Consider the following 14,861-nt stretch of genomic DNA (forward strand, 5'->3'; position numbering starts at 1 on the left):
AGACAGCCTTTCGTTTCAGATTATTTTTTGGATGTTAAATCTATTGCTTTCTTAATATCTTTATAGGAATTGGACTTTCCATAAAGAAGCACTCCTCCACGATACACACGTGCCCCAAATACCCCGAGAATAATGATCGTAGCAAGAAGGACCACAATGCCGATGACCGGTTCATACACCGGAAGATTCAGCATCCCTACGCGCAGGAACATCACCATTGGAGTAAAAAACGGGATATAAGAAGTAATCGTGACAAAGCCCGCTTCCGGATTTCCAAGACCGAACATGGAAATAAAGAATCCGATCATGATCAGGAAGGTCATCGGCATGATCATCTGCTGCACATCTTCAATTCTACTGACAAGGGATCCCAGTAATGCTGCAAGGGTCGCATACAGGAAATATCCTAATAAGAAGAAGATGATCGCGTAAATAACGACACTCGCGGACAGAGATTCAAATCCGAACCCTTCAAAAAATCCACCTACTAGTTCATCCTTCTTTCGAATCATAGTAAAATAGCCTACTGCCAGGATAACCGCTAATTGAGTCAAGCCGGCGAGACCGATTCCAATGATCTTGGCAAACATTTGTTTTACTGGAGACACACTTGATATAAGGATTTCCATCACTCTGGAGCTTTTTTCCGTCGCGACCTCCATGGCCGTCATGTTAGCGTAAGCAATGACAGAGAAATAAATAAAGAACAATAGGACATAGACAATGCCCCTCGCCTGGCTCAGTTCTTCTTCAGACTTGGCTCCTTCGACAAGGGCTTCCTTTTCAAAGGGAACAGGACCGCTTAACAGGACCAGTTCATCACCTGAAAGCTCCAGTTTACTTGCAGCCAGTGAAGACTTCACATTTTGCAGGGCGACTTGTAATTCCCCGCTCACATTGGACTCTGATAATGAATTGGATTTATACAGAGCTTGCGGAAGACCTTCAGGGCTTTCACTTAAAATGAGTAATCCTTTTAATTCTTCAGATTCTATTTTCTTTTCGATTTCTCCCATCGATTGAGTGGCAGGTTCCAGCTCGATCTCGCTATTTGTGATCTTCATCTGCTGCACAAGGGGGTCATACAGGTTGCCCGACTCGTCCTGAACCGCTATTATACTCGTGTCATCATTACTGAAGTTCGAGATGATACTATCAAAATTGGCCAGTAATACGAGGACAGCTGCTATAATGACGGTGGATATGATAAAAGATTTTGCCTTAAGCTTTGATAAATAAGAGTGACTAAGAATCAAGAAGAAATTATTCATAAGAAGTCCCCACCTTTTCTATGAAGATATCGTTCAGGGACGGTTCTTCTAATTCGAACTTACGAAGGAATCCCTTTTGAACAACGTCATGAAATACACTTTGAGCAGCATCCTCAGACTCGACCTGAAGAAGAACTCCTTCTGTTGTTTCTTTCAGCTTTGTCACGCCTTTCATATCCTTTAGATATAGAAGATCAAAATCGGAGTGAATCACTACATTCTTCTTCCCAAAGGAACGCTTGATCTCCTTCAAGCCACCATGCACCACGGGACGTCCTTTATGCATGATGCACAGGCTTTCACAGAGCTCCTCTACATGCTCCATGCGGTGGCTGGAGAAAACGATTGTGGTTCCATTATTCTTGATTTCCCTGACCGCATCCTTTAATAATTCAACATTAACCGGATCCAGACCGCTGAAAGGTTCGTCAAGAATCAGTAAACTGGGCTTATGAATGACCGATGCGATAAACTGAATCTTTTGCTGATTTCCTTTTGAAAGTTCTTCAACTTTCTTGTTGACGTTTTGAGGAACATTGAATCGATCCAGCCAGTAATTCAGTTCTTCCATGATAGTCTTTTTCTCCATCCCACGAAGACGTGCCAGATAGACGATTTGATCACTTACCTTCATTTTAGGATAAAGCCCTCTCTCTTCAGGCAAATATCCAATTTCCGGACTTGTGGAATAATCGATCTTTTTCCCTTTCCACGTAATCTGCCCTTCCGAAGCATCTATCAACCCTAACACCATTCGAAATGTCGTCGTCTTCCCGGCCCCATTCGCGCCCAGGAACCCAAACATTTCACCTGATGGGATGTCCAGTGACAGCTGATCAACTGCTGTAAATTGTCCAAACCTTTTGGTTACCTGTTGTATATTCAAACTCATTTCAGCATTCCCCTCCTATACCCGTAAACAAGCATCTTTTTTTCTCTCTAGTACTCTACGATTTCATCCACAAAAGGTTTCATTTCCCAATTCTTTTTCATTATCAAATTATTTAGACTTTCCAAAAAAATGATAATATGAAAAAATAAAAGAGTAAATGAATTCTATACAAAGGGGTAAAATACGATGAAGGTCTACAAACTGACAGTCTTTGAAAAAGACGGAAAAAAGATTCTGGATGAATCCTTCGAAGCTTCATCCGATAGCGATGCAAAGAAAATGGGAGAATCCATGTTAGAGGAAAAGGGGTATGCCGATCATACTCACCGCTGTACTTCTCCTCTGGGGAAACTATTGTTGTTCCATGTGTAAGACTTACATCCTGCATTACGGGTCACCTCGAGTGGCTTGTGATGCATCTTTTGTTATATGGGGGAGATTCATTGAACAAAAAAGAACCAACCTCCATCAGGTCAGTTCTCGTTAACCACTATTCCCCCTTGAATTCAGGTCTTCTTTTTTCCACAAATGCACGAATGCCTTCCTGGTGATCGGAGGTTTGACGCATGAGCCATTGACCCTCTTTTTCAAGATCAAGCGCACGTTGAAGCCTGTCTTTGTTTAATGTGACATACACTTCTTTCGTTTTCAGCATCGCTTTTGTCGGTGCACTTAATACTTGCTTCGTGTAGCGCTCGATGCCCTCCTCCAGTTTACCCGAAGGTATCGCTTCATCGACAAGTCCTTTCATAAGGGCTTCTTGTCCTTCAAATACTTTACCGTTCCATATCATTCGTTTTGCTTTGTGCGTTCCCAGGCGTTCCTGAAGAAGAAAGTGACTTCCTCCATCCGGAATCAGTGCGATGCCGATAAAGTTCATGGCGAGCTTGCTGTCTTCTTCACACAAAATATAATCAGAGCAAAGCGCCAGGCTGAACCCAAGACCTGCAGCAGCACCATGTATACCTGTCAAAACTATTTTAGGCATGGTGTATAGCGTCATCACCAGTTCACTGATGGTATCCATAATACTTGAGAACTGTTCTTCTCCGCTTAATGAAAGCATGGATTTGATATCTCCTCCAGAAGAAAACCCCTTTCCTTCCCCTGTCAGGACCAATAAAGAAATAGATGGGTCATTTTTCACTTCTTTTAATGCAGCCAGGAGCTCTCCCATAAGCCCTGCATCCAACGCATTCAGTGATTGAGGACGGTTCAGCTGTAGCCTTGCCACCTTACCTTTCTTATGTAATTTTACTGTTTCGTATTGATTTGACACTGTCAAAAAAATCCCTCCCCTTTCTTCTAGCATAGCGTAATATCCTATTTTTAGGAATTATTATTTTGAATAGTACAATAATTCAAAGGAGAGATCGACTTCGGATCGACCTCTCTCTTACGAGTTATATTTGTTTCATTTTATCCTGCACTTGATCCCTCAAGGCTCTCTTCAAAAATTTCCCTACAGACGTTTTGGGAATCTCATCAAGGAACAGGATTTCATCCGGCAGCCACCATTTGGCAAACTGAGGTTTCAGAAAGTCCATGATTTCTTCTTTGGACACATTTCCTTTTCCCGAGTCCTTTAACACCACACAAGCGATCGGGCGTTCCTGCCATTCTTCATGGGGAACTGCAACTACCGCTGCTTCGAATATATGTTCATGTGCCATGAGAGCATTTTCAATGTCTACAGAAGAAATCCATTCTCCACCTGATTTGATCAAGTCCTTTGTGCGGTCAACGATTTTAATGTAGCCCTCTTCATCGATGGTGACGACATCACCTGTATACAGCCAGCCATCACGGAATGCTTCCTCTGTTCTTTCATCCTCATAGTATTCAGAAGCAATCCATGGTCCTCTTAGGGCAAGCTCTCCCATTTCCTTTCCATCCCAAGCCACTTCCCCGTCTTTCCCGACGATTTTCATGTCTAATCCAGGGACGAGGATCCCTTGCTTTGCTTTCAAATCAAGCTTTTCTTCAGCAGATAGGGCATCATGATAGCTTTTCGATGCTGCAATCACAGCAAGTGGACTTGTTTCTGTCATTCCATATGCATGCATGAACGGAATCCCGAATTTTTCTTCAAAGGTCCTGATCATTCCTTTAGGAGCAGCTGATCCCCCACATAAAACGGAACGAAGGCTTGAAAGATCATAATCATTTTTCTCCAGTTCATTGAGCAGCCCAAGCCAAATCGTCGGTACACCAGCAGAGATGGTTACCTCCTCATCCTGCATTAACTTAGCCAGCAATCCAGGAGTGAAGTATGGTCCAGGAAGTACCTGCTTCGTTCCAAACCAAACCGATGCGAACGGAAGTCCCCATGCATTTACATGGAACATCGGTACGACGGGGAGGGCCACGTCTCTTTCACAGACACCAGTCGTATCAGCAAGCCCCAGCGCCATGGCATGCAGGACGATTCCACGATGAGAATAAATGACCCCTTTAGGATTTCCGGTCGTGGCTGAGGTGTAACACATCCCGGCAGGAGCATTTTCATCGATGTCAGTCCTGAATTGGAAAGAAGGGTCGCCTTCCTCAAGCAACCTTTCATAATGATAAACTGGTTCCAAAGTGGTTTCCGGCAAGTCTCCATCCGTCATTACAATGAACGCTTTGACGGTCGGTATCTGGTCTTGGATTTTTTCAATGAGCGGTACGATGTCTGAGTCGATGAGCAATACCTGGTCCTTGGCGTGATTGATTATATATACGATGTGCTGAGGTGATAAGCGGATATTGATCGTATGTAGTACGGCACCACTACATGGAATGGCAAAGTACGCTTCAAGATGCCGGTGATGATTCCAAGCCAGTGTACCGACCTTATCCCCTTCTTCTACCCCAAGTTTAGAAAGGGAGCTTGCAAGTCTGCGTGTCCTTTCCCCCCACTGTTTATAGGTAAAGCGGTTAATTCCGGACTCCGTACGTGAAACAATTTCTTTCTTAGGAAAATACTTTTCAGCTCGTTCAATCATTTGTGTCAGAAGCAGAGGTGTTTGCATCATATTCGATCTCTCCCCTCAATTCGGTAAGCGTTTACAAAAATGTCTGATATTTATGTCTATTTTAAGTAATTCTACCTTTTTACGATTAATCCTTTATGTAATGTTGAAAAATTCCGATAATTGACGTTTTATCTTTTGTTACAACCAGCTATGAGTTGATGATATGGTGACTTATGTAATGTACAAATTCTTGTGGTTGCACATGATCAGACAAAAAACACGCTGTGCAGGATCTTCTCCCGAACAGCGTGTTTTTTTATGAAAACAAATCATCAAGAATCTTTATCTTCTTTTCTGTATACTCTTTAAAGCCAAGGTTATAGGCGTTAGGCTCTTTCGGATTGGCAAAGTGAGTGATCTTTCCTGTCTTCGGATCGATAAATTTACTTGCCGCTCCACATCCTATTCCGATTATCGTCTGTACTTCTTCCATGATCATGATGTTATAAATGCTATCCTGTCCGGGCAGGGCGTAACCGACATTTTCCAGGTTCCCGAGAATGTTCTTCTGACGGTACAAATAGTATGGCTCGTAACCATGCTCCTTTGTCCACTCTTCAGCTCGATTCATCATCTTATCGATTTCGAACCGGTCTGCCACCTTGTACTTGTCTTTGTTCTTCGTCATTTCAGAAGCACGTTTAAAGGAAAGAGTGTGGACAGTCAACGATTCCGGCATGAGTTTCTCGGTTTCATCCAAAGAATGCTGAAGCTCCGGAAGTTCTTCACCGGGAAGGCCGATAATCAGATCCATATTGATGTTGTTCATTCCCATGTCGCGGGATAAGTGAAATTTATCAATTGTCTCTGCCACTGTATGATGACGGCCGATCGCTTTTAGTGTTTCCTGAGTGTACGACTGAGGGTTGATGGAAATGCGATCGATATTCCATTTATTGAGTACCTCAAGTTTATCAGTGGAGATCGTATCGGGTCTCCCCGCTTCCACTGTCACTTCCCTTACCTTGTCCACATCGGGGAAGGAGCGATACATTTCTTCGTATAAGGCATCCATTTCTTCTGCGGTGATGGACGTCGGTGTACCGCCACCGTAATAAATAGTCGTAATCTTGACGTTGTTCTTCTTCAGCCAGCGTCCCATTTCCTGGATTTCGTAGTGAAGTCCGGCCAGGAAGGAATCGACCCGTCCTTGTTTGCCAAGAATGGCATATGCCGGGAAAGTGCAATAGGCGCATTTGGTCGGACAAAATGGGATTCCGATATAAATGCTTACTTCATGCTGCAGATCATAGAGGTCTGGTACAACAGATAACTGTCGGTCTACTATATTTTGCATCAGCTGAATTTTTTCATCGGTAATGAGGTATTCTTCCTTCAATTTCGAATGAATTTCTTCCTGGGGCACTCCCAACTGCGTCTGCTTATGCAGGAGCTTGGTTGGTCGGATTCCCGTTAAAATCCCCCACTTTTGCCTGATTCCCGTCAAGTCTTGAAGTACATTTAAATACACATGGGATACGGCAGTTTTCAACTGTTTGAATCGTTCTTTCTCATTTTCATACGTTGCCCAATCATGTTCATACTTGGCAGTGTATGATTGTTCAGAGAACGGTTTTGTTAATAACGCTTCTGCTCTAATCTTTTCTTCTATCGAAAGCTCTATATGGACTTGAAGATCAGCGCCTTCACAAACACCAAAGTGAATCACGGATTCTTCAAAAAATAAATTCGCAATCAATCTCAGAGGGCGCTCGAAACGCTCATCCTCGATCCCTTTTATCAAAACATTCACGTTCTAATCACCTTTTCCAAAATCTAATAAGCTTTTATAAGTGTACAGAAAGGGGGGGGGAATGGTCAATGGCCGGCGGGCTCAACTCATATAAAAACAACACCCCGCATTTCCTCATGGAAGTGCGGGGTGTTGCTTTTCAGGATTTAATGATGTTCATTTTTTTCAGGAATGGGATGGGGTGCTGCTTCCGGAATAGTTCTGTTACAAAGTACGGGATGCCTTTTTCGCTTTGGCTGCGTGTAATCCAGTTCGCTGCTTCTCTTACCTGTCTTGGGGCGTCTCCCATAGCAACACCAAGACCGCAGCATTCCAAGGAATCGATGTCATCCAGCCCCGATCCGACCATCACGATTTGATCCTTCTTCACTCCAAGGCGCTCAGACAGATACATCAGCCCCCGTAGCTTCGATACGCCCCTTGGTACGATATCCAGCTTATAGTCAGATGTCGGAATGGCGTCCACCTCTTCATACATCCCTTTTAAAGATGCGACAACGTCCCACACATCTTCCCGGTGCTCCATGACCACCGATATCTTCGGAACCGACATTGGATTCTCTAAGAGATAATCACTCACACGGTCCACAAATTGCTTACTATACAGTAATTTGGACTCTCTTTGCCAAGAGATTTTCGCCATATCCCTTGCCTGGGAATTGGCTTTGCCAACGATGGAGCGCTTCTCATGGGAAAGGTGTACCTGACTAGAGAACCCTTCGAGGAATTGAGCAATTTCATACGTAATGTCTTCGGCAATCTTCTTTACATACATCGGTTTTTCGAGCTCACCAGCGATATAGGCCCCACTATGTGTGACGAGCGGGGTTTTGAGCTTTAGGGCTTTGGCTACTTTTTTTGCTGAAGCAAAGCTCCTGCTTGTAACCAATGTGACCGGTACCCCTTTATCTTGGACGTACTCAATTGCATCCTTTGTTTCCTTCGCAATTTTTCCGTTTTCATTTACAATTGTACCATCAATATTTAACGCTAACATTCTATAGATCATCATTGGTGTCCCCCCTATATGTTGTCTACTCCCTTTCTTTACTTTTATGAATGAAGGGAGACAAATATGACAAGGGGGTCAGGTAATTCGGAAATTATGAATTCACGGAGGAGCGGTGCCCGATTCCACCTTTTATGCATCTTTATACCTTTAAAAAAGACCGACTCCCCATCAGGAAGTCGGTCCATCACTATTATTTCTGCATTGAACCGTAAAGTTCTTCAAGCGGCTTCATGATGACTTTGTTCAAGTCATTGATGACCATGCTCATGCGTTGCTCAGCTTCCATAAGCTTTGCGATTTTTTCGTGTTGTTGAACAAGTTGAGCTGTCTTTTGAGCTTGCTCTACTTCTTCTTGAGAGATTTCTTCACCGCTCATTTGTTTTTGTTGAAGATTCATTTGAATGTTTCTGAAGTTTTCAAACATCTTGTTAGCAGATTCGTCATTGTTTACTTCGTCATACATTTTTTTCAGTTGTAGAAATTCATCGCTTTGACGCAAAGCACTTTCCAATTCGTTCGCTTGATCGTATAAGTTAATAGCCAAAATACGTACCTCCTATAATTTCACTCTATGTTTCCTACACCACTATAACAAACTATAGAGTGAAATTCTAGGAAGGACCCTTAGGCCATGCTGAATTAAGAGATAAAGAGGGCTATGACCCCTTGAACGATTCCGATCACTCCTCCAAGTAATGCCCCTAAGTAGGTGATCATCTTGAATTCACGACGGGAAATGCCGAGAACCAATTCTTCCAATCTTCCAACTGAAAAAGATTCAACCTGCTCCTGCACAATATGCTGCAGGTGCATCTTCTCCATGAGGTTCGGAATCTTCTTCGATAAGAGGTCCGTCCCTCTGTCCACCCATCTTGGGAGCTGGAGGTTGAAGAAGGAATCCTTATGTGGCTCAATAAAGTGTCTTAACGGCTTACATAGGTGGCCTTCGATGTTGACGAGTTTGATCAGGGATGCCTGGAAGGTCTGAATCAGATCATCTTCCGGTAATCGATCGAGAAATTCTCCCAGCTTCATTTGTTTCAGTTTGGACCATTCTTTTGTCAGCAGATTGAATAGGATTTCCTGTGTCCCCTCATGCTTGATGAACTTTACGATTTCAGGTTGTACTTTGTCAGCAACCGATGTGTTACCCAGGAACATTCCCAGCATGTTTCCAAGCATACCCCGTTCTTTCAGAAAATCGTCAATCATTATTTTCACTTTCAGCTTTCCTTCAGGGCTTGTGAAATAGGCTTCCGCCCGGTTTGCGATAAAGTCAACAAGCTTAGGAATACTTTCTTCTACTTTTTCCTGCCATTTTTCAGGAAGAGCCTCTTCAAGATTTTTAGATGTGTAGGACGCCTTCGTATCTTTCACCTTTACAGCTACCCACTCCTCAAGCCATCCATTAATTCGCTCTGAGGAGACAGGGATTTGCAGGATGTCCAGCCATTCATTCACGGTTTTGTCCGATGTGAAGACAGGCTGTATTTCTTCTGACAGCCAATGGGTTACATCCTTTTGAAAATGTTCGTTCATCACTTTTTTCTGAAGGCTTTCAGGAGTGATTAAGTGCTCGACCACCATTTTCCCAAGTTGTTCTGCCAATTCTCCCCGGCGTTTTGGGATCAACCCCGGTGTGAATGGTACTTTAAATTTCCCGATATAGTAAGCCCTATAAGGTCTGAATAACATTTTAATGGCTAATGAATTGGTGACTCCTCCAATGAGGGCTCCAATCAAAACCATGAACAGTATTAGGATGAAAGCATCCATCATGATTGCACCTTCCTTTTCTACTTCTCCAGTTTGAACATTTTGCCCGGGTTTACATAGAATGCTATATCAACATTAGCCCAATAAATAATTATAGAATCATTCTTACGGGTTATGCAAACGGGGAATGCCGGATGAAGATAAAATGTTCATTTAGTTCGCATAAAAATATTCATGATCATCATCACTTATACATCCCTAAGCAGATGATGAATCGATACCCTTTTCAACGGAGCATGACGTTGAAATGTGGGAACTCCCTTCTTACTGTTACATGTAAGGAGGCTTCGACTGATTCTTTACAGATTATGTTAGATACTAGCGATTCATTATTCTCTTCTATACCAAATCTGGAAAACATATGGATATTCATCGATTCAAGGAATGCCATCATTCACATGGGACCGGTTGTGGCCCTATTAATCAACCAATTTTCTTTGAATGAATTACATTCACACTCTTTAAAAGAATATTTTACAGAGTGTCAGAGCTGGTTTCAACGAAAAGGTGGACTTTTTTACCTGCTTCCACTCTCAACCTTTGTTGGAGACCTCCCTGAAGGGATCGCATATCTCGATCAAGAATGGCAGTCCACAACGCTTCCTGCTCCTCACGTCATTTACAATCGTTGTCATTCCCGGAAGGTAGAAAGAACCCCTTCCTACAAAAAAGCCCTTACCCGCTCTGAAGATCGCCAAATCCATGTTTTCAATTCTGGTTTTCTATCGAAAAACGATGTTTACAATGCATTGAAAGACAACCCGTCCCTAGCACATCACTTGCCCCAAACAATGCACGGAATCGATTCATTGGAGAAAATGCTTTCCTTGAATAACGATGTGTTCGTTAAAGGGATAAACGGGAGCAAGGGACGTTACATCATGCGTATTCAAAAAAGAGATAAAGGATTTATCATGTACCAAAATTCATTCTCCTCTCAGAGTCCACTTACTTTCCCAACTTACTCAGCTCTCTATAAACAAATTAGGTCCTGGTGTAGACCTTCCTCTTATATCATTCAGGAAACCATTCCTTTCCTTACTGTGAAAGGTCAGCCATTGGACTTTCGGTTTCTATGTCATCTCAATGGGACAGAAAGCTGGGAGATCGTCTCTTCTGTTGCACGTGTTGCATCACAGGATCAATTCGTGGCAAACGTCGATCAGGGGGGAAGCATTGAAAGACCTCTTTCCATCTTGCACACTGTTTTTCCACATAAGAAAAGCGTTGAGATTCTAACTGCCATGAAGGAATTATGTACGACTTCAGCCATGCTCCTTTCTGAGACTGTTGATGGCCACTACGCGGAGCTTGGCATTGATGTCGGCATCGATGAAAGCGGGAAGCCTTGGCTCATCGAAGTCAATTCCAAACCTTCTAAACGAACGTATCTGGAAAATGACCGGACCCGTCCGTCGGTTAAAGCACTCTATGAATATAGCTTCACAAAATGGATGAACAAGGAGGATTAAAACGATGAACCATTCAATGGGCATTATGACCCTGACTCCACAAGTAACGAACAGCTACTTTACTGAAATTGCGAAGCAATCCCTTTCTTATCCTATTGACCTGTATCTGTTCTCTCCCCAAGGAATATCTCCTTTACACGAAACGGTGGACGGATACTATTTCAATAAGGAGTCACAAACATGGGAAAATGAAGCCTTTGAAATCCCCGTATATATCTATGACCGTACGTATTACCAGAAGGATATGCAGTCCCGTCAAGCAAAGGCCGTTGTTCAGTGGCTAAAAAACCAGAAGCAAATTCGATTTCTCGGCTATGGACTACCAAACAAATGGCATCTATACGAAAAACTTAAAAAGACTTCTCTCTCCCCTTATATACCTGAAACGCACCTTGTGACCGATGGAATTCATTTATTAAATCTTCTTACCGAACATAAAGATATAATAATCAAACCAGTCGATGGGGCCCATGGATATGCCGTTTACCATCTCGTGATAAGCAAACAGGACATAGTCGTTCGAACAACAAAAAAGCAAGGGATCATGGAACAATCCTTTCCTAACAAAGAGATTTTTCTTAAGTGGCTGAACCGAATTCTTCAGAAGCACACATTCATTTGTCAAAAGCGCCTTCTCAACCTGACGAAAGACGATGCTCCTTTTGATCTTCGCATTCTTCTGAATAAAGACGCTTATGGAGAATGGAGAGAATTTCAGCGGGCGATCCGAGTAGGGGAAGAGAAAGGAATTCTGACCAATATCAGCCGGGGGGCTTCCTATAGATCATATAGTGATTGGAAGGCTATACAGGATTCTTCATGGGACTATATTGAAGAAGAACTCACTGACATCCTCGAAGAAATGCCTTTAATACTGGAAGAACAGTTTTCATCTCTATTTGAAATTGGCGTGGATCTCATTATTGCAGAAGATGGATCACTGTGGATACTGGATATGAACTCAAAGCCGGGACATAAGGTAGTCGATGTATTAGGCCCTGAGAAGCTTTCTTCGTTATTTCGAGCTCCTTTAGATTACTGTGATTTCATGGCTTCCCAATGTCTCTCATCACTAAAACGAGGTGATTTCTAATGCTTAAAACGTACAAAATAGAACAATTTCATGGTGAAGAAAGCATTCTCTATCTTCCCTCTGGTTTCAAGCTGGAGGGAAAAACGCTCCCTCATACAGTGATCCTTGGAACAGCAAGGCAAGCCGCCGAATGTAAGCGTCATCCGAACGGACGTAACGTGATAGGCATTAGCTCGGGTTTAGCTGCGAAGATACATCTTCCTTCTAAAGTAAAGTCCCTTTCACTCTTGTGTAAAGAAGATTGTCTATATGCAGGAGTGCTCATAGGAATATTCACCTCTGGATTCACAAGCTTTCGCTTAAGTCCCATAGGTGAGCGTTCCCATTTTTTCAAAAAGCTCTTATCTGTCCAATCATCCCTGGGAGTCATTCCCTTTGTGTTCGGGGAGCGGCATATTGATTGGGAGAACGGACTCGTAAAGGGTTATTTTCACTTTGGAGAAGGATGGGAAATCGAGGAGATCCCTTTTCCCAATGTCATTTATGACAGACTGCCAAACCGCCGCAGCGAAAAAAGGAAAACGTATCAGAGTCTCAAAGAGAGGCTGCAGAGGGAGTACGGTATTCCCTGGTACAATCCAGGGTTCTTTAATAAGCTTGATTTGTTTGAACGACTGGAAAACGATTCTTCTGTCCAGCATTTCCTCCCAGAAACACATCCTTTTCAATCATTCGATGAGATTGAACGCATGCTTGCCAACTACCAGCATATTTACTTAAAACCCAGAAATGGCAGCCTGGGTAACGGCATTCACAAGATTACGTATAGCCGCTCAACCCAGGAGTATTATTGCAGGTTCAGAGATCAAGATCACAAAAACCGCTTACTGAAATTCAAAACCCTGGAGCAGCTTGTCAATACGGTGTTTAAACATCGAAACCTTGACACCTTTATCGTTCAACAAGGGATTTCCTTATTGCAGGAAAACAATCGTCCAATCGACTTCCGGGTGCATACGAACAAAGATGAAGAAGGTGCCTGGCAGGTAAGCGCTATGGCTGGAAAAGTTGCCGGATCCGGGAGTGTGACAACCCATGCCAATAACGGAGGAGAAGTAAAGATTCTATCCGAGCTGTTTACAGATGAAGCGGATCGACAATGTATTGAAGATGCACTTAAGGATGCTGCTTTAAAACTTTCTCTTGCCATCGAACGAAATCTGGAAGGATATATTGGAGAAATCGGCTTTGACTTCGGAGTGGACGAAAATCACCGTATTTGGATGTTCGAAGCAAACTCTAAACCGGGAAGATCGATCTTTTCTCACCCACACCTTAAAAGCTTTGACTTATTAACAAGAAAACTCGCCTTATCATTCGGGATCTTCCTTACTCAGCAAAGCTTGAATCATCCCGAGGAAATGATTCCATGAATATCCTGTATGATCGGGTAAAGAAAACCTTTTTTCATGAAGAAAAATCCATTACAACATTTGGATTTGCTAAGAATTCATTTCTTCTTTCTTCTAAAGATTCAAAGGACTGCTATCAATTTCCAATCATCTCCAAGCAAAAGAACATCCCGGCGATCCCGTTGATCGGGATTGTCGCAAGTAAGGAAGAAAGCAATAAATACAAAGGGAACTTTGAATTATTCAGGGCAATCCAGCAAGACGTAGAACAGGCTGGGGGGATTTGCTTCGTCTTTTCCCCCCAGGATGTATTCGGAGAGACCATTTCGGGGATTATGTACAATCAGCCTTTGAACAAATGGGTAAAATGTATGTTCCCTGTTCCAAATGTCATTTACAATCGGGTACCCTCGAGGCATGCCGAGGAAAATCAAGCATATGAAAAGCTGATTCATTTCATCAATAAACACAAGATCCCCTTTTTCAACCCTCATTTCTTTAATAAATGGAAAATTCACGAGCTTCTTTCCAGAAGCTTTGAACTCGCGCCTTACCTGCCTCAAACTGAACTTGTAGCAAATGAAGAGTCCTTTATCCGCTTCCTAAGAACTCATAAAAAAGTGTATGTGAAACACTCACTTGCCTCTCAAGGAAAAGGAATCAGACTCATTGAGATGGATTCCAACGGACGTATTCTTTGCAAAAGCATCAAAAAAATGGAGAGGTTTATGAACGTATCCCGTCTACTTCAATCCTATAGCGAATGGTTTAAGAGTAATCAATGGATCATGCAGGAAGCAGTTTCCTGTAAAACATTGCATGATCACCGCTATGACTTCCGGATTTTAGTTCTTCACACGGGAGAAGATTTTCGTTTAATAGGTATCGGAGTCCGCATGTCCCAACGGCAGGAAGTCACAACTCATGTACCTACAGGAGGAAAGATCATTTCACTCAAAGAAGTGGCAGACGCTCAAACAAAAAAGGAGATCTCACTGATCGTTCAAGCATGTGGAGAGGAGCTGGCTAAATCCTTTGGGTACGTAGGAGAATTTTCTATCGACTTAGCTCCCAGGGAACAAGGGGGATTTGTATTATTTGAAATCAACTCAAAGCCCATGAGCTTTGATGAAGAAGAAATTGAAAGCAAACGGCGACAACAGCTAGTCCGCACATTTCTCACACTCAGCGCAAAAAATAACTAAGGTTGAATCCGGGCTGGT

13 protein-coding genes are annotated in these 14,861 nt (G+C 42.8%); 5 read left to right on the plus strand and 8 right to left on the minus strand.

Going from position 1 to position 14,861, the window contains the following annotated elements; genetic code table 11:
- Positions 1-20: 20 nt before the first annotated feature.
- Both TV75_RS06450 and TV75_RS06455 read right to left on the minus strand, forming a co-directional pair.
- The gene (locus TV75_RS06450; RefSeq protein ID WP_044337798.1) at positions 21-1,271 is read right to left on the minus strand and encodes an ABC transporter permease; all 1,251 of its coding nucleotides are present in this window, start codon (positions 1,269-1,271) and stop codon (positions 21-23) included.
- A complete protein-coding gene (locus TV75_RS06455; RefSeq protein WP_044337799.1) occupies positions 1,264-2,163 on the minus strand; it encodes an ABC transporter ATP-binding protein in 900 nt (299 codons plus the stop codon). The genes TV75_RS06450 and TV75_RS06455 overlap by 8 nt, the downstream gene beginning before the upstream one ends.
- Before the next feature lie 186 nt (positions 2,164-2,349).
- Between TV75_RS06455 and TV75_RS06460 the strand changes: the two genes are divergently transcribed.
- Positions 2,350-2,535: a YhzD family protein gene (locus TV75_RS06460; protein WP_044337800.1), complete on the plus strand. Its 186-nt coding sequence runs from the start codon at positions 2,350-2,352 to the stop codon at positions 2,533-2,535.
- 118 nt (positions 2,536-2,653) lie between these two features.
- Here the strand turns inward: TV75_RS06460 and TV75_RS06465 are convergent, their stop codons facing one another.
- The 6 genes from TV75_RS06465 to TV75_RS06490 all read right to left on the minus strand — a co-directional run bounded on the left by TV75_RS06465 (position 2,654) and on the right by TV75_RS06490 (position 9,724).
- Positions 2,654-3,448 (minus strand): enoyl-CoA hydratase, encoded by a 795-nt coding sequence (locus TV75_RS06465; protein ID WP_044338045.1) that lies wholly within the window; start codon positions 3,446-3,448, stop codon positions 2,654-2,656.
- Positions 3,449-3,566: 118 nt separating this feature from the next.
- A complete protein-coding gene (locus tag TV75_RS06470) occupies positions 3,567-5,180 on the minus strand; it encodes a long-chain fatty acid--CoA ligase (protein ID WP_044337801.1) in 1,614 nt (537 codons plus the stop codon).
- Positions 5,181-5,436: 256 nt separating this feature from the next.
- Positions 5,437-6,933 carry a coproporphyrinogen III oxidase gene (locus tag TV75_RS06475; protein ID WP_044337802.1) on the minus strand — a complete coding sequence of 499 codons (1,497 nt, stop codon included), beginning with the start codon at positions 6,931-6,933 and terminating at the stop codon, positions 5,437-5,439.
- A 139-nt stretch (positions 6,934-7,072) separates the two neighbouring features.
- Positions 7,073-7,945 carry an HAD-IIB family hydrolase gene (locus tag TV75_RS06480; RefSeq protein WP_367379300.1) on the minus strand — a complete coding sequence of 291 codons (873 nt, stop codon included), beginning with the start codon at positions 7,943-7,945 and terminating at the stop codon, positions 7,073-7,075.
- Between the two features lie 190 nt (positions 7,946-8,135).
- A complete protein-coding gene (locus TV75_RS06485; RefSeq protein WP_044337803.1) occupies positions 8,136-8,489 on the minus strand; it encodes a YlbF family regulator in 354 nt (117 codons plus the stop codon).
- A 95-nt stretch (positions 8,490-8,584) separates the two neighbouring features.
- Positions 8,585-9,724, minus strand: coding sequence for a DUF445 domain-containing protein (locus TV75_RS06490; RefSeq protein WP_052504438.1), 1,140 nt, complete (start codon positions 9,722-9,724; stop codon positions 8,585-8,587).
- 131 nt (positions 9,725-9,855) lie between these two features.
- Between TV75_RS06490 and TV75_RS21100 the strand changes: the two genes are divergently transcribed.
- From TV75_RS21100 to TV75_RS06510, 4 genes are read left to right on the plus strand one after another with little or no spacing between them, the layout of a single operon-like run.
- Complete coding sequence (locus TV75_RS21100; protein WP_082051159.1) at positions 9,856-11,193, plus strand: YheC/YheD family endospore coat-associated protein; 1,338 nt, start codon at positions 9,856-9,858, stop codon at positions 11,191-11,193.
- A gap of 4 nt (positions 11,194-11,197) precedes the next feature.
- Positions 11,198-12,286 carry a YheC/YheD family endospore coat-associated protein gene (locus tag TV75_RS06500; RefSeq protein ID WP_044337804.1) on the plus strand — a complete coding sequence of 363 codons (1,089 nt, stop codon included), beginning with the start codon at positions 11,198-11,200 and terminating at the stop codon, positions 12,284-12,286.
- The gene (locus tag TV75_RS06505) at positions 12,286-13,659 is read left to right on the plus strand and encodes a YheC/YheD family endospore coat-associated protein (RefSeq protein ID WP_044337805.1); all 1,374 of its coding nucleotides are present in this window, start codon (positions 12,286-12,288) and stop codon (positions 13,657-13,659) included. The genes TV75_RS06500 and TV75_RS06505 overlap by 1 nt, the downstream gene beginning before the upstream one ends.
- Positions 13,656-14,843: a YheC/YheD family endospore coat-associated protein gene (locus TV75_RS06510; RefSeq protein ID WP_044337806.1), complete on the plus strand. Its 1,188-nt coding sequence runs from the start codon at positions 13,656-13,658 to the stop codon at positions 14,841-14,843. Before TV75_RS06505 ends, TV75_RS06510 begins: the two co-directional genes overlap by 4 nt.
- Positions 14,844-14,861 lie beyond the last annotated feature (18 nt).

It is taken from the genome of Rossellomorea aquimaris (genome assembly GCF_000935355.1).
Classification (GTDB): domain Bacteria; phylum Bacillota; class Bacilli; order Bacillales; family Bacillaceae_B; genus Rossellomorea; species Rossellomorea aquimaris_B.

What these genes read in the sequence shown, in the direction of transcription:
- TV75_RS06470 (WP_044337801.1), bottom strand. Translation starts at nt 5,180, where the DNA reads ATGATGCAAACACCTCTGCTTCTGACACAAATGATTGAACGAGCTGAA.
- TV75_RS06480 (WP_367379300.1), bottom strand. Translation starts at nt 7,945, where the DNA reads ATGATGATCTATAGAATGTTAGCGTTAAATATTGATGGTACAATTGTA.
- TV75_RS06510 (WP_044337806.1), top strand. Translation starts at nt 13,656, where the DNA reads ATGAATATCCTGTATGATCGGGTAAAGAAAACCTTTTTTCATGAAGAA.
- TV75_RS06450 (WP_044337798.1), bottom strand. Translation starts at nt 1,271, where the DNA reads ATGAATAATTTCTTCTTGATTCTTAGTCACTCTTATTTATCAAAGCTT.
- TV75_RS21100 (WP_082051159.1), top strand. Translation starts at nt 9,856, where the DNA reads ATGAAGATAAAATGTTCATTTAGTTCGCATAAAAATATTCATGATCAT.
- TV75_RS06505 (WP_044337805.1), top strand. Translation starts at nt 12,286, where the DNA reads ATGCTTAAAACGTACAAAATAGAACAATTTCATGGTGAAGAAAGCATT.
- TV75_RS06490 (WP_052504438.1), bottom strand. Translation starts at nt 9,724, where the DNA reads ATGATGGATGCTTTCATCCTAATACTGTTCATGGTTTTGATTGGAGCC.
- TV75_RS06500 (WP_044337804.1), top strand. Translation starts at nt 11,198, where the DNA reads ATGAACCATTCAATGGGCATTATGACCCTGACTCCACAAGTAACGAAC.
- TV75_RS06455 (WP_044337799.1), bottom strand. Translation starts at nt 2,163, where the DNA reads ATGAGTTTGAATATACAACAGGTAACCAAAAGGTTTGGACAATTTACA.
- TV75_RS06460 (WP_044337800.1), top strand. Translation starts at nt 2,350, where the DNA reads ATGAAGGTCTACAAACTGACAGTCTTTGAAAAAGACGGAAAAAAGATT.